Below are 16490 nucleotides of genomic sequence, written 5' to 3'. Positions count from 1 at the left end.
CCGCGCGCGCGGTGTCGGTACACAAGGTCGGGTGGCGGAAGGCCCCACGCCGTCTCGCGCCGACCCCGCGGCCGCGCGGCCGCGCGTCGAACTGCTGGCCGAGCTGCCCGACATCACGGTCACGCGTCACGTGTGCCACGCGGGGCCCCGCGACCGCCCGTTCCCGGAGCAGCACCGGCAGGCGTCGCTGGCGTTCGTGCTCGCCGGCAGCTTCTGTTACCGCTGCCGCGATCGCACCCACGCGCTGGTGGCCGGGTCGGTGCTGCTCGGCGAGGTCGACGAGGCGTTCGTCTGTTCGCACGAGCACGGGGTCGGCGACGTGTGCCTGAGCCTCGCGCTGTCGGAGTCGCTGCTGGCGGCGGCCGCGTCGGCCCACGCGGCCCCGGGCCGGCTGTTCGCGGCCCCGGCGCTGGCCCCGCGTCCGCGGATCTCCGCGCTCGCGCGGGCCCTCGCCGCCGCGACCGACTCGCGCGACCGGACCCGCGCGCCCGAAATCGAGGCGCTGGCGCTGGCGCTGACGGCCGAGGTGCTCGGCGAGCTGTCCCTTCAGACAGGTTCGCCCCGGTCGCCGCGGCCGGGCGCGAGCGCGAGCGACCGCGAGCGGGCGGTCGCCGGGGCGCGCTTCATCGCCGAGCGCGCGACGGAGCCGCTGCTGCTGAGGGACGTGGCGGGCCACGTCGGCCTGAGCCCGTTCCACTTCCTGCGGCTGTTCCGCGCGGTGTTCGGGGTGACGCCGCACCAGTACCTCGTGCGCACGCGGGTCGAGCGGGCCGCGGCCCGGCTGTGCGAGAGCGAGGTGCCGGTCACCGAGCTGGCGTTCGAGGTCGGCTTCGGCGACCTGTCGAACTTCGTGCGCACGTTCCATCGCCTGGTCGGGCTGTCGCCGGGCCGCTGGCGGCAGCGGCACCACATTCGCAAGATCCGCCAAGTCTAGGCCCCGGGTCCCCGGCTACACCGGGCCCATGCTCGACCACCTGAACCTGAACGTCCGCGATCTCCCCCGCAGCGCCGGCTTCTACGCGGCCGCCCTGGCCCCGCTCGGGGCCGTGACAATTCACGAGGACGCCTCCACCGCCGGCATCGGCCTGCCGGGCGCGCCGCAGCTGTGGCTCGCCCCGACCGGCGAGGTCCAGCCGATCCACCTGGCCTTCCGCGCGAAGAGCCGGGAGGAGGTGCGCCGGTTTCACGCGGCGGCGCTGGCCGCCGGCGCCCGCGACAACGGCGAGCCGGGGCTGCGGACCCACTACCACCCGAACTACTACGCGGCGTTCGTCACCGACCCCGACGGCCACAACATCGAGGCGGTCTGCCACACGCCCGAGTGAGGATGACCGTTCGGACATGTCTTGAAAAGCATGGCCGTACGAACTCGTGAGGCGGCTGCGGGCGGGGTCGTGGGAGGGGGGCGGCGGGGATGAGGCGCGCGGCTGCGCCTCGTGCCGGACGGGGCTGCCGGCGAGGTGCACCGTCCTCGGGACGGACGGGATGACGGCGAGGCTGACGACCGCTCGCGCCGGCGCGAGGTCGTCGACGAGGCCGCCTGCCCGTTCAGCCCCGGCGGGGCCGGCCGGGCAGCGAGGTCTGCCGCGCGCGCCGGGCACGAGGTCCGCGGCCGTCCGCGGGTTCGGCAGCGGCGCCGCGGGGCGGCCTGCGCTTTCAGGCATGTCCGAAGAGACATGTGCGGCGGCGGCCCCGACGCGCCTGCGGACCCGAGAGCGACGAGCGCCGCCCGGGGTCCGGGCGGCGCTCGGGCTGGCGCGCGTGGCAGGAGTCGAACCTGCGACCTTTGGCTTCGGAGGCCAACGCTCTATCCAACTGAGCTACACACGCAAGTTGGGGACGGGATCTCTACCCCAGGAGGTCACGGCTTGCAAGCCCCTCGCCGGGTGCGCGGGCGCCGGGTCCACGCCGGCCGCGCCCGTGGCCGCGGCCTTGGGCCCTGGCTTCGGGGTGGTACACTGGTCGTCGATGCGCCCCGCGTTCGCGCTGCTCCTCCCGCTCGCCGTGTTCGGCTCCACCCTCCTGGAGGGCCTCGACCGGGCCTTCGGCGGCCTCGACCGCCTGCGGGAGATCTTCCGTCGCGCCCAGGAGCTGCTGGTGCTCGGCGGGGTGGCCCTCGCGCTGCTCGGCAGCCTGGTGTTCATCGCCTCGTGGGCGCTGTCCCACGCCCGCCGGGCGAGCGACCACTCGCGGCCGTGGCTGTCCCGCGCGGTCCTCGCGCTTGCCTACGTGCCGCTGCTCCTGACGGTCGTCGCCGCCGCCGGTCTGTTCGTCCCCGGGCTGGCCCCGTTCATCCTCAAGGCGTTCGCCCTGGCGGTGGCGATCGCGGCCGTGGTCTGGTGCCTCGCCCTCGGCCTGCTGATCGCCGGCGGCTCGCGCCGCGACCTCGCCCGCGGCCGCCGGGCGATCGTCCTCGCCGGCACGCCGTGGTACTGCCTCGTCGTCTACATGGCGACGTTCCTGTGAGGTGGGCCGATCGGTCGGCCGGCTGAACGAGGGGGGCCAGCCCGAGTCTCGCGGCTGGCGACGGCTCGCGGACGAGCGCGGACGAGGCGCGCGGCCCGGCCCGGTCCGCTATGCTGCCCGCACGGAGTCCTGTGATGCGGACGATGCGTGGGGTGGCCGGGTGGTGCTGGGCGATCCTCGGGCTGGCGTGCGAGCCGTCGACGTCGGGAGACACGACGGGCTCGACCGGTGCGAGCACGAGCTCGAGCACGAGCACGAGCGGCGCGACGAGCACGAGCACGAGCGAGGACGGGCCGACCGCGTCGAGCTCCACCCGCGGAGGCGTCACCACCGGGCCGGACACGACGGGGGAGCCCACGAGCACGAGCACGACGTCCTCGACCGGGGACGCGACCACGGCGACCGAGGAATGCATCGTCGATCCGTCGCAAAACCTGTGCTCCGCAGGTTGCGATTTGTTCCGGGACTGCTGCAAGTGCGGCGACACCACGGCGCTGCCCAAGGACCTCGGGACCTGCGTCGTGCCGACCGGGATCGTGGCAGCGGCATGTCACTCGGAGATCTTGTCGGTCCGGCTCGACGGCGCGTCGCTGGCGGAGGGCGAGGTCGATTGCAGCGAGCCCAATGTAATGTGGGTGCAATACGAGCAGGGCGGCGATTACGTCGTCGAGCTGTGCGGGGACGCGTGCGCGGCCTACCTCGGGGGGTCGATCGGCGAGCTGGTGATGGAGGTGTTCTGCGAGGCCGCGTAGGCTGACCGAGGGTCACGCGAGCGGCCCGTGCCGGCGTCTTCACGACAGCTCGCCGGCGCGCGCTCGAGTCCAAATTCGGACCACCCGGTGTCCACGTGTCGCCATCACGGCGCGGCCGAGCCCGCTAACCTGAGGAGCGATGGACGGACGACGCGTTGTTCTTCTGGGTGCGATCTTGCTGGTTGGTTGCGACACGCGGGCCGAGGGCCGGACCACGGCCGCGCCCGACCCGGCAGCGGTCGCTTCGGCGCCGACGGTCGCGCCGACGCCGGCGGCAGCGGCGGCGACGGCGGCGAGCGCGGCCGAGCTCGACCCGAGCCGGGGGACGGAGATCGGGGCGGTCTACGAGGCCTTCCTGACGCCGCACCAGGAGGGCGACGAGGAGGAGAACACGCCGGCGACCACGCCCAAGCAGTTCCGCTCGAGCACGCCGTCCCAGAGCCGGGCCGCGCGCGAGGCGGCCGGCCACCGGGCACACGGGCAGGTCCGCTTTACCAATGACTTCAGCCGGGCGTTCGTCGACGTCAAGATCGAGGGGATCGATCCGAAGACGATCAACATGTTCCACATCCATTGCGGCAGGCCCGGGATCCTCGGCCCGATCCTCGTCGACTTCGCCCACGCCACCGACCTGCCGAGCAACCTGGCCGACGGGGTGTTCTCGGTGGAGATCCGCAACGAGCACCTCACCAAGACCGTCGAGCACGCGCACGGCCTGATCGGGGCGTTTACTTCGGGTTGCGTGATCCCGAGCCCGTCGCTCGGCAGCGTCGCGCCCGTGAAGGTGTCGACCGTGGCCGGCATGGCGCAGCTGGCCCGCGACGGGGAGCTTTACTTCAATCTGCACACCACCGGGCAGACGTACTTCGGCGACATCCGCGGGCAGATCCACCCGGCCGCGCCGCGCTGAGCGGTGATGGCTCGCAGCCCGCCAGGGCGCCGTGCGTTTCGAGCGTCACGAACGGATGGGTCAAGGGCGGCCTCGCCGACGAGGCCGCCTTCATGTCGATCCGCGAAGCGGCTGGTTCGGTGTGGCCGCGAGCTCGCGCAGGTGCGGGGCGAGGAGCTCCCTGCGGCCGGCGGTCCCGCGCTCCGCAGCGAGTGGGCGGATGCAGCGAAAGGCGCCGACCCGCACCTGCGACACCTCGCAGAGCCCGAGTCTGCGTGGCGTCGGACCGCCGGGCCTGCCCGCGGAGCGCATCTCCCGCTCACGCTCGAGGATGCCGGCCGACAGGCCGGGGTGGACCGTTCGTTCGTCGTGAGGGACCATCGCGACGCCGAGCCAGGCGAGCGGCAATGCTCGCCGCACGAGGCCCGGCGCTCTCACTTACGGTACGGACATGAACTACTTTTTGCTTTCTTCGAAAATGATGCGAGCGACCGCGACGGCGCTCGCGCTGATGGTGATGGGCTGCGGAGACGCCGGCGGCGCGAGCGAGACGAGCGCGTCGAGCAGCGAGACCGACCCGACGACGAGCGACGACCCGAGCACGAGCACCGGCGTCGACACGACGGGCGTGCCGACCACGAGCGACGCGACCGGCGAGACGACCACCGGCACGACCGAGGCCAGCACGACCACCGGCGCCGCTCCGGGCGACGGCCTGTTCGTCGTCGCGGTCGGCGAGCAGGGATCGATCTTGCACTGCAGCGAGGACGCGTGCGAGAGCATGAGCTCGCCGGTCGAGTCCGAGCTCGACGACGTGGTCGTGCTCGCGGCCGATCGGGCGTTCGCGGTCGGCTCGGCGGGGGTCGTGCTCGCCTGGGACGGCGCGGCGTGGACGGCGATGGACGCGCCGACCGAGGCGAACCTCAGCGCGGTGGCGGCGCTCGACGACCAGACGCTGTTCGTCGGCGGCTCGGACGGGACCATGCTCCGCTGGGACGGAGCGACGTGGTCCGAGGTCGAGCACCCGGTGCAGGGCGCGAGCGGGCAGACCGTCCACGAGATCGCCTTCGCCGGTCCCGACTTCGGGCTCGCGGTGGTCAGCTCGTTCTCGGAGCTGGGCCAGTCGAGCATCCTTCGCTGGGACGGCGCGTCGTGGACGAGCGAGCGCGAGGGCATGGACAACATGCTCAGCAGCCTGGCCGTGGCCTCGCCCGCGGTCGCGGCCGCAGGCGGGCACGCGCCGACGCCCGACGAGCCGCTCAACCTGCTCACGCGCGACGGTCAGGCGACGTGGACGCGGGTCGAGGACATCGAGGAGCGCAACTTCGTCACCGGCGCGTCGTTCGCGTCGGAGAGCTTCGGGATGGCGGTGACCGATTTGTCGTTCGGGCCCCGCCCGCCCGTCCTTGCGCTGTGGGACGGCGCCACGTGGACGACGCAGGACGTGCAAGAGCCGCACACCGCCGTGCACCTCGTCGACGCCGAGCTCGGCTTCCTGGTCGGCTGGGGCGACGACGACGGGGCGTTCGTGCAGCGCTGGAAGGCAGGCGAGCTGAAGCGGCTGCCGACCGACAGCTCGGCGACGGCGCTGTGGGGCGTCGACGGCATCCGCCTGCCGTGAGCTCGATCGCCTGTCCCCTCGGACAGTCGACGTGTTCGATGGGACAGGCGGCTGTTTCGCCTCAGAGGCGGGCGGCAAAATGTTCGTAGGCGCGGCGCAGGTCGGCCTCGCGGTCGCAGCGGTCGAACGGCGGGACGTAGGGGCCCTGGGCGTCGCGGGCCCACTCGGGCAAGGCGTCGCCGGCGCCCGCCGCGGCGATCTGCTGCCACCGGCGGCGATGCAGGCCGAGGTCGGCGAGGAGGATGTTGTCGGAGAAGACGACCTTGCCGCGGCGGTCGTACCAGGTGCCGCGCTCGTTCTGCTGCAGCACGGCGAATTGCAGGCGGTAGATCGCCAGCAGCTCGGGGAGGGACAGACCCAGCGCCAGCGCGGCGAGGACGTCGAGCTCGACCAGCGCCTGCCGGCGCGCGAACGGGTTGCGCAGGGGAGTGTCGGCGGTCCAGCGCGGGCCGAGGGCGGCGAACGAGGGCAGCCGCGGGTCGGCCAGGGCGAAGCCGTCGCGGCGGAACTCGTCGACGAACAAATCATGCCACAGCCCGGCGTAATGCTCGGTGAGGCAGTTGAGCAGCAATGCGCGCAGGACGATCGCGGCCCGCCCGAAGGCGGGCAGCGGCAGGAACTTGATCACGTCGTTGCTGAGGTTCGACTTGCCGGTGATCTTGAGCCAGAAGTCGTAGGGCAGGGCGGCGGTGAGGCCGGCGAAGTGGACCATGGTGGCGTCGTCGCGGCAGGCGAGGCTGACGCTGGCGCCGATGTGGGCCGGCCCCGGCGGGAGGACGGCGGCGATCAGGGTCCGCTCGCCGGAGGGCGACAGCATCTTGCGGGCGATCCACCGGTGGCGGGCGGCGAGCGGGGCGTCGCGCCAGCGCGGGCTGCGGGCGGCGTATTCGTCGGCGTCGCAGGCGGGCAGGTAATTGGTGCGCGGGAGGAAGTCGGGGGCGATCGCGGCGAGGTCGATCGTGGTGTAATCCATGTGGCTGCGACAGGCCTCGTTGGGGTCGCGGGCGAACGGGGTGGCGACGTAGTAATGCGGGCCGGAGACGATCCACTGCGCGAGGTCGTCGGGCCGGCGGGTGGCGCGGCGGATCGTGCCGTCCTGCTGCTGATAGGTCTCGTGAAAGTGCTCGCTGACGGTGTAGTCGTCGGCGAGGTCGAGCATGCGCCGCGGGGCGGCGGCGAACTTGCGCAGGATGTCCAGGAGCGTGGCGCTGTGGACGATCGGCAGGCGCGCCTCGGCGACCGGAGTGTCGGGCGCGTCGAACACGGCGCGGAACAGGGCGAGCGCGTCGGCGTCGACGCGGACGAGGCGGTCGCGGTGGCCGCGGAGGTCCCACTCGCCGTCGTCGCCCTTGATCCCCGGGACGTCGCCGCTGCCGTCGTGCACGAGTGACTCGTCGATGGTGCGCGGGTGGAGCAGGTTGGCGAGGTAGCGGAACTCGGGGAGGTCGCGCCGGCCGGCGCAGATCGTGAACGCGTACGGGCGGGTGTGCAGGACGTCCGGGAACAGCATCAGCTTGTTCTGGAAGCGGGCGGCGAAGCGCAGGCGGTGGTGCAGCTCGGCGCGCAACGGGCCGCCGGCGGGGTCGTCGAACACACCTGTCTGATGGAACAGGCCGACGACGGCGCGCGGGCCGGCGAGCGACCAGGCGCGCACGAGGAAGGCCTTGTACAAGTTGGAGGCGGTGCCGCCGAGGAGGGCGTAGAGGCGGCTGTTCAGGAAGTTGCGGGTGCCGATGTTCGTGGTCAGCTCGCGCATGTAGAGGCTGCGCGCGGCGGGGTCGGCGAGGAGGCGCTGGCGCTCGGCGGGCGAGATGCTCGTGGCCGATCTGTCGATGCCGAGGCGCGGCTGCAGGTCGGCGAGGACGCTGGCCTCCTCCCACACGACTTTGGTCCACGGCGGGTTGCCGAGGACGATGTCCATGCCGCCCGCGGCGAAGACCTCGGGGAAGGCGACCTCCCAGTGGAAGAAGCGCTGCTCGTCGGCGACGCGCCGCACGACGGCGAGCGCGGGGCGATCGGCGGCGCGGTCGAGGTCGCCGGTGGCGAGGAGGTGCTCGACGTCGGCGAGCCATTGCTCGCGGGTCGGCAACGCGTCGACCTGGTCGATGGGCCAGAACCACAGGGCGCACCAGTAATCCATGACCGCGGCGAGCTTGCGGCCGGGGGCGTCGGGGCGGGCGAGCGCGCGGACGAAGGCGTCGGCGGATTCAGGGGTGTGGAGGGGGTCCGATGATTCGGCGGGCTGGCCCCACAGCGCGAGCGGCCGGCGAAGGGCCTGCAGCGCGGCGCTGCGCTCGTCGAGGTGGGCGCGCCACAGGGCGTCGAGGTGGGAAGAGATGGTCGACAGGCGCTCGTGCTCGCGCGAAACGTCGAGCGCGAGGACTTGCCGGCGCCAGGTCTGGATCCGGGCGACGGCAGACGGCGCGAGCGACTTGAGCGGCCGGTCCTCGTCGAAGCCGACCATGCCGGGGTCGGCGACGAGGAAGTGATAGACGCTGCCCTGCGGGCGCGCGGCGGTCAGCGGAATCGCGGCCGGCTCGCCGCGGGCGTCGCCCCGGCGCGCGAGCTCGTCGGCGGTGAAGACGGCCCGCCGCGCGCCGATCAGGCTGTTGCCGACCGCGATCCGCAGGCCGAGGTTCGGGGCGACGGCGCCGGCGTGGAGGACGCCCAGCCACAGCGAGACCTTGCCGAGCTCGGCGGCCAGCGGGTCGAGGTCGACGCCGTAACAATTGTGGACGGCGAAGTGGTACTTCACCCGCTGGCGCTCGTGGACGTACTGCGCGGCGGCGATCGTGCGGCCGAGCTCGGCCTGCTTGCGCGCGAGGTAGGCGTCGGCGAGCTGGTCGATCGCCTCGTGGAGGAAGGCGCCGGAGCCCATCGCCGGCTCGCAGATCGTCCAGCGGAGGATCTCGTCGGCGCTGGCGCCGGGCAGGCGCTCGGCGAGGGTGTGGCGGGTGAGGCAGCGGGTCAGGACCTCGGGCGTATAATAAGAGGCGCTCTTCTCCCGCTCGCGGCCCGCCAAGCGATAGAGGAACTTGCCGCGCGGGTGGAGCCGCGGCTCGCCGTCGTCGCCGCGGACGATCTCGTCCTCCGAATAGGCGGAGAGCTGCGAGCGCCCGACGAACCAGGTGCGGGCGTCGTCGTCACGGTCGGCGGCGGCCCGGACCTCATATACGTCCTCGCGGGCGACGAAGCCGGTGAAGCCGAGCAGGCCCTCGTAGACGGCGCCGAGCTGGTTGATGCCGAGCTGGGCGTAGGAGATCCGTGCCGCCCGCTGCTTGCCCTGCGGACGCGAGAGCGACAATCGCCGCAGGACGTCCTGCAGGACGTGATTGCGCAGACGGGCGGCCGACAGCAAAGGGGTGCGCGCGGGGTCGAACAGCTCGCTGCGCAGGCCGGACCGGGCGAAGCCGGCGGAGTGAGGTGAATGCGGAGAATCAGCGGGATCGGGATGGCCGTCCTGAATTAGGCGAAACAGGACCTTCAGCGAGGCGTCGAGGTAATGACCGTCGCGCTCGGCGGGAGTGTCGAGGGGGACTTGCTCGAGGTCGCGCAGGGCCGCGAGCGAGTAGCCGCGGCGATGGGCGTCGGTGGGCATCGACGCGACGCCGAGCTCGGCGCCGCGGGCCTCGACGTAGAACAGGAAGAGCAGGCGATAGAGAAAGACCACGCATTCGCGCGCGAGCAGGTCGGCGAATTCGCGGTGCTCGATGATCGAGCGGTCGGCGTGACGGTAGTGATGCACGGCCTCGTCGGCGATCTGCTCGATCGCCTCGCGGGCGCCGCGCCTGAGGTCGGCCGAGACGGCAGAGGCGTGGCGGTCGGGGTGCTGCCGGCGTGCCGGCGCCGGGTCGAGCCGGTATTCGAGGCCCACGGCGCCGCGGCGGCCGAGGTACGGCCGCGCCTCGAGCTGCAGGCGGCCGCGCCGGCAATGCGGGGAGTGGCCGAGGACGAGGTCCGAGTCCTCGGGCCGCAGCGCCTCGATCGCGTCGAGGCTGTCGAGGAACACGGCCTCTCGGTCGCGCACGAGCGGCGAGAGGCCGACGACGTGAAACTCGGCCGCCCCGGCAGCGGTGGTCCGAACGGCGCGCACCAGCCATTCCTCGTCGCGGATCACGACGCGCGCGCCGACGACGTGGGTGCGAGGCTGGGTCATGCGACGGATCGCATCAGGCGCAGGGTAGCGAGGATGAATCGACGGTCCAAGCCGCGCGTGCTGCGCTCGGGCGAAAACGCGCGAGTCGCCGGGCGGCAAACTCTGCATATTCGGCCCGGGCGAACGGCGGTGATGATGGACGCGCGGTGTTGCGCCTTGGACCGATCGATATCATTTTTTATGAGATGATGCGGCCTCGCGCGGTGGTTCTCTCGCTCGGATTGGCGGCGGTCGAGCGATTCGTCGCTGCCGATTCGGCGGAGCCGCCGCCGCCGTTCGAGCCGTCGCCGCCGTCGTTCGAGCCGCCGCGGCGGCCGGCCCCGATCCCTCCGCCGACTCCGATCCCGCCGCTGCCGGAGGCGCCCGAGCCGGCGCCGCCGCCGAAGCTGCTGCCGCTGAAACCACCCGTGTCGCCGCCGCGGCCGCTGCCGACGATTCCGCCGCCGCCGACGATTCCGCCGAGCCCGCCCGTCGTGCTGCCGAGGTGAGGCGGCGCTGCGCGGTGCGAGCCGCTCGCCCGCCGCGGTCCGCGTCGGTGCATGGACATGCTCCTTCGGACAGGTCTTCAGTTGCGCGGGCGCCTCGGGCGGCGCTCGCGTGGGCGAGCGACCGGGAGCGGCCAGCGGCCCTGCGGGCGAGCTTCGCCTGTCGACATTCGCGGCGAGGCGGCTGGCGAGCGGCCGAGCGCGACGCACGAGGTGTGCCCAGTGTTCGGGCTGCCGCCGCTCATAGGAGCTTCATTGGAGAGCGGACGGCGCCGATGAGGACGGCGACGATCGCGGTCAGCAGGCGAGCTCGCGGGTCATGTCTTCGAGGTTTGCGGGGGGCCGGATGTCCTGAAGTTCATGTGGTGATTCGGGGCTCGCGCTCAGCCGGGGAGTAACCGCAGGGGCGCGGTGACGGGGCCGCGGACGGTCATGGTGCGGTTGTAGGCGATCGGGCCGGGCAGGCGCTCGGCGCGGGCGAAGCGGCGGACGAGGGCGTCCAGGGCGATCTGGGCCTCCATGCGCGCGAGGGCGGCGCCGAGGCAGAAGTGGACGCCGTGGCCGAAGTTCACCGCGCCCGAGGCGCCGCGGTCGAGGTCGAAGCGGTCGGGGTCGGCGAAGCGCCGCTCGTCGCGGCCGGCGGAGCCGACCAATGCGAGCACCAGCGCGCCGGCGGGAATGGTGACACCGGCGAGGGGGACGTCGCAGGTGGTGAAGCGCGGCAGCGATTGACTGGGGCCGTCGAAGCGCAGCATCTCCTCGACGAAGGCGGGGATCGCGGCCGGTTCGCTGCGCAAGCGGGCCCACAGATCGGGGCGCGCGGCCAGGAACAGGGCCGAGGTGGCGATCAGGTGGGTGGTGGTCTCGAGCCCGCCGAGCAGGACGGCGACCATGAACTCGAGGATCTCGGCGTCGCCGAGGCGCTGGCCGTCGAGCTCGGCGCGCGTCAGTTCGCTGACGGTGTCGTCGATCGGGGCGCGGCGACGGTCGGCGATCACGGCGCGCAAATAGGCGGACAGCTCGGCGATGGTGGTCTTCACGCGGGCGGCGTGGGCGGCGTCGAGCGGCTCGGGGGTGACCGAGAGGAAGTCGTCGGCCCACTGCTTGAACCGGGGTCCGAGCGACTCGTCGAGCCCGAGCAGGGTGGCGATCACGTAGGCCGGCAGCGGGGCGGCGAAGGTGGAGACGAGCTCGACGTCGCCGCCGAGGTCGGTGAGCAGGGCGTCGGCGCGGGCGCGGATGGCCGGTTCGAGGCGGGCGACGGCGCGCGGGCCGAGGGAGCGGCTGGCGAGCGCGCGCAGGCGGGCGTGGCCCGGACCGTCCAGGGCGAGGATCGAGTGCGCGAGCGGGTTGTAGCCGAGCCAGGGCGGCTCCCACACGGCGCGGAAGCCCTGCGAGGAGAAGCGGACGGGGTCGCGGAGGACGGCCATGATGTCGTCGTGCCGGCTGACGAGCCACATGCCGCCGGGCTCGGCGAAACAGACGGGGAGGTCGCGCCGGAGGCGAGCGTAGTGAGGGTAGGGATCGGCGCGCACTTCCGGGGCGAGGATGTCGATGCTGGTTCGCATACGCCGCCACTCGCAGGGGGCGTGCCAGCCAGCGAGTCCGCCGACTTGCACGAGCGAGGCGGCGCGGTCCGGTCAGCTCGACCGGTCGCGCTCGGTCACAATGACCGGACCATGCGAGCCGAGGACCTCCACATCGACACGCTCCTGGCCGCCGACGCGGAGGTCGGCGCGCTGCACTTCGCCGGACACCGCGCGGTGATCGTCGACGCGGCGGCCCTGGGCGCGCTGCGCCGCGAGCTGATGGCCACGCTCGGACCCGCGGAGGCGCGGGCGATGCTGACCCGCTTCGGCCACGTGCAGGGCTGGCGGGCCGCGGAGGCGCTGCGCGGCCGCTTCGAGTGGGACAGCGAGCACGCGATCCGCGACGCCGGCGGGCGGGTCGGCATCCTGCAAGGGATGCTGCGGTTGATGCCGGGCACGGGGCCGATGACGCCGGAGGGCGCGACGGTCGGCGATTCGTACGAGGCCGAGCAGCACCTGCTGCACTGCGGGAAGGCCGAGGCCCCCGTGTGCTGGACGCTGGCAGGGTTCGCCAGCGGGTACCTCAGCTGCGTCGAGCAGCGCGAGATCGTGGTGGTCGAAGATCGCTGCGTCGCCTGCGGGGACGCGACGTGCCGCTTCCTCGCGCGCCCCCGCGAGGCGTGGGGCGAGCCGGCGCCGTCGCGGGACCCGGCGCTCGCGGAAGAGGCGTGGGAGACGCGCAGCCCGGCGATGCGGCGGGTGCTCGAGCTGGCGCGGCGGGCAGCGGCGGTCGACAGCAACGTGCTTCTGGGCGGCGCCAGCGGCACGGGCAAGGACCGGCTGGCGCGCTTCATCCACGCGCGATCGAGCCGCGCGCAGGCGCCGTTTCTGGCGCTGCACTGCGGGGCGATCCCCGAGCCGCTGCTGGAGAGCGAGCTGTTCGGGCACGCGCGCGGGGCGTTCACCGGGGCGACGCGCGACCGCGTGGGGATGCTCGAGGCGGCCGGGCGCGGGACGCTGTTCCTCGACGAGGTCGGCGAGATGTCGCCGGCGATGCAGGTCAAGCTGCTGCGCGCGCTGCAGCAGCGCGAGCTGCGGCGGGTCGGCGAGAACCATGCGCGGCCGATCCACGCGCGCGTGATCGCGGCGACCCATCGCGACCTCGCAGCAGCGGTGGAGGAGGGCAGCTTCCGCCGCGATCTTTATTATCGGCTGCGGGTGATCGAGCTGCGGCTGCCGTCGCTGGCGGAGCGGCGCGAGGACATCTTGCCGCTGGCGCGGACGCTGCTGGCGGCGGCGTGCGCGAAGGTGGGGCGAAATAAGATGTCCCTCGGGGCGGGTGCGGAGGAGCGCCTGCTGGGCCACGCGTGGCCCGGCAACGTGCGCGAGCTGGAGAACGCGATGGAGCGGGCGGCGGCGCTGGGCGCCGGCCCGACGGTGGAGGCGAGCGATCTGCCCGACGACATCGGTTCGAGGCCGCGGGCGAGCGGCGGGTCGCTGCAGCAGCTCGAGCGGGCGGCGATCGCGGCGGCGCTCGAGCGCCACGGAGGGCATCAGCAGCGCGCGGCGGCGGAGCTCGGGATCAGCCCGTCGACGCTGTACCGCCGGCTGCGGCGCGGAGGGTGAGAGGCGGGACCACCGGCGAAGGCCGGCGCTCGCGAATGGATGTCTCATGAGACATGTCTTTTCGGCCAGCACGATGAGCCTGCGCGCCGGCGCTCGACGGTGGGCCCGGCGGTGTGCTAGAGGTTGGCCATGCGCCGGCAGCTCGCGGTCGTGGGGGCGCTCGCTTGCTTCGTCACGCCCTCGCTCGCGCGGGCGACGTGCCTGACGCGTTGCGACGTGCGCCTGGTGTTCGAGGATTGCACGAGCCCCGAGGACGGGGCGTGGCCGGCGGAGCTGCCCGTCGGGCTGGTGATGGTCTGCGGGGACGCTCGCCACTCGCCGGATGATGCGCTGGCGGCGAGAGAGCCGGACGCGGGCGGATGCGTGGCGTCGGTGCCGGCGACGCAGATCGAGCTGCGCTCGGTGAAGAGCGACGGTCGGACGATGGAGCCGATGCAAGCGGCCTTCACCGAGAAGGGCACATGTCTCGGGTGGCCCCGGCTCGAGCTCGAGCAGCCGCTGCCCCCCGGGACGTACCAGGTAGTCCAGCCGACGGGTCTTCAGCTCCGCGTGTCCGACGAGGTGAGCGCCGAGGCCGTGAAGCGCGGGCCGCCGGTGGCGCTGTCGTGCTACCAGTGCTGGGGCGGCGGGCCGCCGGAGGAGCCGCAGGTGTTGCCGCCGCCGCCGCTGGTCCGCAGCCGGTCGGGGTGCGAGGTCGGGGCGGCCGGGGCTTCCGGGGCGGCGGCGATCGGCGGGCTCGCGCTGCTGCTGGGACGACGGCGGCGACGCGTCCGCGGCTGAGCAGGCGCCGGACCGCGAGGTGCTACCTGGCCCTCGGGACAGGCACCGCCTACAGCCGGTCCGGTCGCCGACACCGAGCTCCGGCGATGGTCGTCGACGCGCTGCGCCCGGCTCCGACCTCCCGCGCGCCTTGGCCGAGGACCGCCGGCATCGGCGGCGTCGAACGCATGACCGCGAGCGCGACGGGTCGAGCTCGGCGTCGAGAGCTGCGGCGGTGCATGATTCGACTTCGGCGACGTCGGGGGCGCCAGCGGCCGCCGCAGTCGCCGCGTCTTCACCGCCAAGGCGCGGTCAGACCGGGCGACGAGGCATGCTCGTGTGAATGACTTGGAGGACATGTTCATCGGAGCATTTCCGAATGAACATGTCCTTTTAAACGTTTCAGTCGTCGGCGGGGACCGCGTAGCCGGTGAAGGTGATCCAGGTGGGGGCGTGGTCGCTGGTGCCTTCGAGGCCGCGGACCCAGCGGTCGACGCCGGCATCGAGGAGGCGCGGGGCGAGCTCGGGGTTGAGGAGGAGGTGGTCGATGCGGAGGCCGGCGTCGCGCTGCCAGTGCTGGCGAAAATAGTCCCAGAACGTGAACATCGGCTCGTCGGGGTGGAGGTGGCGCAGGCTGTCGAGCCAGCCCTGCGACAGCAGCCGGGTGTAGCGGGCGCGGCTCTCGGGCTGCAGCAGCGCGTCCTTGCGCCACGACTTCGGGCTGTAGATGTCGAAGTCGGTCGGCACGACGTTGAAGTCGCCGGCGAGGACGGCGGGGATGCCGGCGTTGCACAGGGTGGCGGCGTGGGCGATCAGGCGGTCGAACCAGGCCAGCTTGTAGTCGAACTTGGGGCCCGGCTGCGGGTTGCCGTTGGGCAGGTAGAGGCAGCCGACGAGCACGCCGTGGACCGCGGCCTCGAGGTAGCGGCTCTGGGTGTCGTCGGGGTCGCCCGGCAGGCCGCGCCGGCTCTCGAGCGGCATGCCGTCCCGCGCGAGGATCGCCACGCCGTTCCACGAGCGCTGGCCGTGCCACAGCGCGCCGTAGCCGGCCTTGCGCAGCTCGGCGACCGGGAAGTCGGCGTCGACGGCCTTGAGCTCCTGCAGGCAGACGATGTCGGGCTGCTCCCTGGCGAGCCACTGCAGCAAGATCGGCAGGCGCGTGCGGATGCCGTTGATGTTGTAGGTGGCGAGCTTCAGCGCGGGCATCGAGGTGGCCCAGCTTGACCGCCGTCCCGCCGGGTGGCAACCGGCCTCGACCGACGGGCGATTGCGCGCGCGAGCGCCCGACCTCGTGCGCTCGCCGCGATTTTCCGCATGCCCGTGAGGACATGCCCCCGAGGACATGTGCCCCGGGGCGCTCAGTCGAGCTCGGGCAGGCCGGCGGGGCGGGCCGGGGCCGGGCCCTTGGGGCCGCGGGACTGGGCCAGCGCCACGCGGTGCTGGATCTCCGTCAGCTCCGGGAGCAGCGCGCGGTTGGTCGCGTTGAGGTCGCGCAGCAGCGACTCGGGGAACGGCTTCTGCGCGGCCACGCCGGCGTAGAGGTCGTCGAACACGCGGGCCAGGGCCGGCGGGACGCTGTCGGAGCTGGGGCGGGTCTGGGTGCGGAAGGCCGGCTGGATCGTCGGCAGGGCGGCGGCCAGGTCGCCGCGGCCGAGCCAGGCGAGCACGCCGGTGAGGGTGCCGACGGGGTCGTCGAGGACCTGGTCGTAGGTCATCAGGCGGGCCGGGTAGCGGCGCAGGCTGATGTCGCGCACGAGGGCGAAGTTCTCCATCCACCACTCGTAGGCCGGGGGGAAGTAGGCGTTGTCCTCGGGGACAGGTTGGCCGGCGGCGGCCAGGCCCTCGCGCTCGAGCGCGTAGAGGCGGAGGATCGAGGCCTCGTACTCGCGCCACTCGCGGACGTTGGCGATCAGATGGGTGATGTAGGCGCGCTCGCTGCGGATGACGCCGGGGACGAACACCTTGACGACGTAGCCCTCGACGTGCTCGGGCAGGAAGTACTCGCCGGTGACCGGGTGCGGGTTGGTGCGGAAGTAGATGCCGTGGCGGAGGATCGACTCGTAGAAGCCGGCCGGGTTGGCCTGGTGGAGGGCCGGGGTGAAGCCGCGCGGGAACGCCTCGCCGAGCACGGGGAAGCCGGCGGCCCGCAGGACCTGCATCCACATCGAGGTGCCGCTGCGCTTGGTGCCGGAGACGAACAGCATGGG

The 16490-nt window shown here is 73.0% G+C and carries 13 protein-coding genes and 1 tRNA gene; 9 read left to right on the top strand and 5 right to left on the bottom strand.

All coding sequences use genetic code 11. The features are described from left to right. Positions 1–31 precede the first annotated feature (31 nt). Both NAEX_RS12850 and NAEX_RS12845 read left to right on the top strand, forming a co-directional pair. Complete coding sequence (locus tag NAEX_RS12850) at positions 32–934, top strand: helix-turn-helix transcriptional regulator (RefSeq protein WP_100793313.1); 903 nt, start codon at positions 32–34, stop codon at positions 932–934. A 28-nt stretch (positions 935–962) separates the two neighbouring features. Then, positions 963–1325, top strand: a complete 363-nt coding sequence (locus tag NAEX_RS12845; RefSeq protein WP_096327798.1) for a VOC family protein — start codon at positions 963–965, stop codon at positions 1323–1325. Positions 1326–1753: 428 nt separating this feature from the next. On the opposite strand, the gene NAEX_RS12840 is transcribed toward NAEX_RS12845, so the two are convergent. Next, positions 1754–1830: transfer RNA gene (locus NAEX_RS12840), tRNA-Arg, on the bottom strand. Between the two features lie 138 nt (positions 1831–1968). Between NAEX_RS12840 and NAEX_RS12835 the strand changes: the two genes are divergently transcribed. The 4 genes from NAEX_RS12835 to NAEX_RS12810 all read left to right on the top strand — a co-directional run bounded on the left by NAEX_RS12835 (position 1969) and on the right by NAEX_RS12810 (position 5728). Next, positions 1969–2466, top strand: coding sequence for a hypothetical protein (locus NAEX_RS12835; RefSeq protein ID WP_096327797.1), 498 nt, complete (start codon positions 1969–1971; stop codon positions 2464–2466). Between the two features lie 134 nt (positions 2467–2600). Next, positions 2601–3218, top strand: a complete 618-nt coding sequence (locus NAEX_RS12830; RefSeq protein ID WP_143141075.1) for a hypothetical protein — start codon at positions 2601–2603, stop codon at positions 3216–3218. 139 nt (positions 3219–3357) lie between these two features. After that, positions 3358–4128, top strand: coding sequence for a CHRD domain-containing protein (locus NAEX_RS12825; protein WP_143141074.1), 771 nt, complete (start codon positions 3358–3360; stop codon positions 4126–4128). 457 nt (positions 4129–4585) lie between these two features. Beyond that, the gene (locus tag NAEX_RS12810) at positions 4586–5728 is read left to right on the top strand and encodes a WD40/YVTN/BNR-like repeat-containing protein (protein ID WP_143141073.1); all 1143 of its coding nucleotides are present in this window, start codon (positions 4586–4588) and stop codon (positions 5726–5728) included. A 61-nt stretch (positions 5729–5789) separates the two neighbouring features. On the opposite strand, the gene NAEX_RS12805 is transcribed toward NAEX_RS12810, so the two are convergent. Next, on the bottom strand, positions 5790–9884 hold the full coding sequence (locus NAEX_RS12805; protein ID WP_096327791.1) for an Eco57I restriction-modification methylase domain-containing protein: 4095 nt from the start codon (positions 9882–9884) through the stop codon (positions 5790–5792). A 185-nt stretch (positions 9885–10069) separates the two neighbouring features. Here NAEX_RS12805 and NAEX_RS12800 point away from each other — a divergent pair, with 185 nt between their 5' ends. After that, positions 10070–10372, top strand: coding sequence for a hypothetical protein (locus tag NAEX_RS12800; RefSeq protein ID WP_143141072.1), 303 nt, complete (start codon positions 10070–10072; stop codon positions 10370–10372). Between the two features lie 380 nt (positions 10373–10752). Here NAEX_RS12800 and NAEX_RS12795 read toward each other — a convergent pair whose 3' ends face one another. Then, entirely contained in the window at positions 10753–11937 is a 1185-nt protein-coding gene (locus NAEX_RS12795; RefSeq protein WP_096327789.1) for a cytochrome P450, read from the bottom strand. Between the two features lie 111 nt (positions 11938–12048). On the opposite strand from NAEX_RS12795, the gene NAEX_RS12790 reads away from it, so the two are divergent. After that, the gene (locus tag NAEX_RS12790) at positions 12049–13524 is read left to right on the top strand and encodes a sigma 54-interacting transcriptional regulator (protein WP_096327788.1); all 1476 of its coding nucleotides are present in this window, start codon (positions 12049–12051) and stop codon (positions 13522–13524) included. 129 nt (positions 13525–13653) lie between these two features. Continuing rightward, entirely contained in the window at positions 13654–14304 is a 651-nt protein-coding gene (locus NAEX_RS12785) for a hypothetical protein (protein ID WP_096327787.1), read from the top strand. 381 nt (positions 14305–14685) lie between these two features. Here the strand turns inward: NAEX_RS12785 and xth are convergent, their stop codons facing one another. After that, on the bottom strand, positions 14686–15489 hold the full coding sequence (gene xth, locus NAEX_RS12780) for an exodeoxyribonuclease III (RefSeq protein WP_096327786.1): 804 nt from the start codon (positions 15487–15489) through the stop codon (positions 14686–14688). A gap of 152 nt (positions 15490–15641) precedes the next feature. After that, on the bottom strand, positions 15642–16487 hold the full coding sequence (locus tag NAEX_RS12775; protein WP_096327785.1) for a sulfotransferase family protein: 846 nt from the start codon (positions 16485–16487) through the stop codon (positions 15642–15644). Positions 16488–16490 lie beyond the last annotated feature (3 nt).

Source organism: Nannocystis exedens, assembly GCF_002343915.1.
GTDB classification, from domain to species: Bacteria; Myxococcota_A; Polyangia; order Nannocystales; family Nannocystaceae; genus Nannocystis; species Nannocystis exedens.
The sequence above is the reverse complement of the archived record's forward strand: the minus strand, read 5'-3'. Positions and strand labels throughout refer to the sequence as shown.

What these genes read in the sequence shown, in the direction of transcription:
- NAEX_RS12845 (WP_096327798.1), top strand. Translation starts at nt 963, where the DNA reads ATGCTCGACCACCTGAACCTGAACGTCCGCGATCTCCCCCGCAGCGCC.
- NAEX_RS12835 (WP_096327797.1), top strand. Translation starts at nt 1,969, where the DNA reads ATGCGCCCCGCGTTCGCGCTGCTCCTCCCGCTCGCCGTGTTCGGCTCC.
- NAEX_RS12830 (WP_143141075.1), top strand. Translation starts at nt 2,601, where the DNA reads ATGCGGACGATGCGTGGGGTGGCCGGGTGGTGCTGGGCGATCCTCGGG.
- NAEX_RS12825 (WP_143141074.1), top strand. Translation starts at nt 3,358, where the DNA reads ATGGACGGACGACGCGTTGTTCTTCTGGGTGCGATCTTGCTGGTTGGT.
- NAEX_RS12810 (WP_143141073.1), top strand. Translation starts at nt 4,586, where the DNA reads ATGATGCGAGCGACCGCGACGGCGCTCGCGCTGATGGTGATGGGCTGC.
- NAEX_RS12805 (WP_096327791.1), bottom strand. Translation starts at nt 9,884, where the DNA reads ATGACCCAGCCTCGCACCCACGTCGTCGGCGCGCGCGTCGTGATCCGC.
- NAEX_RS12800 (WP_143141072.1), top strand. Translation starts at nt 10,070, where the DNA reads ATGATGCGGCCTCGCGCGGTGGTTCTCTCGCTCGGATTGGCGGCGGTC.
- NAEX_RS12795 (WP_096327789.1), bottom strand. Translation starts at nt 11,937, where the DNA reads ATGCGAACCAGCATCGACATCCTCGCCCCGGAAGTGCGCGCCGATCCC.
- NAEX_RS12790 (WP_096327788.1), top strand. Translation starts at nt 12,049, where the DNA reads ATGCGAGCCGAGGACCTCCACATCGACACGCTCCTGGCCGCCGACGCG.
- NAEX_RS12785 (WP_096327787.1), top strand. Translation starts at nt 13,654, where the DNA reads ATGCGCCGGCAGCTCGCGGTCGTGGGGGCGCTCGCTTGCTTCGTCACG.
- xth (WP_096327786.1), bottom strand. Translation starts at nt 15,489, where the DNA reads ATGCCCGCGCTGAAGCTCGCCACCTACAACATCAACGGCATCCGCACG.
- NAEX_RS12775 (WP_096327785.1), bottom strand. Translation starts at nt 16,487, where the DNA reads ATGCTGTTCGTCTCCGGCACCAAGCGCAGCGGCACCTCGATGTGGATG.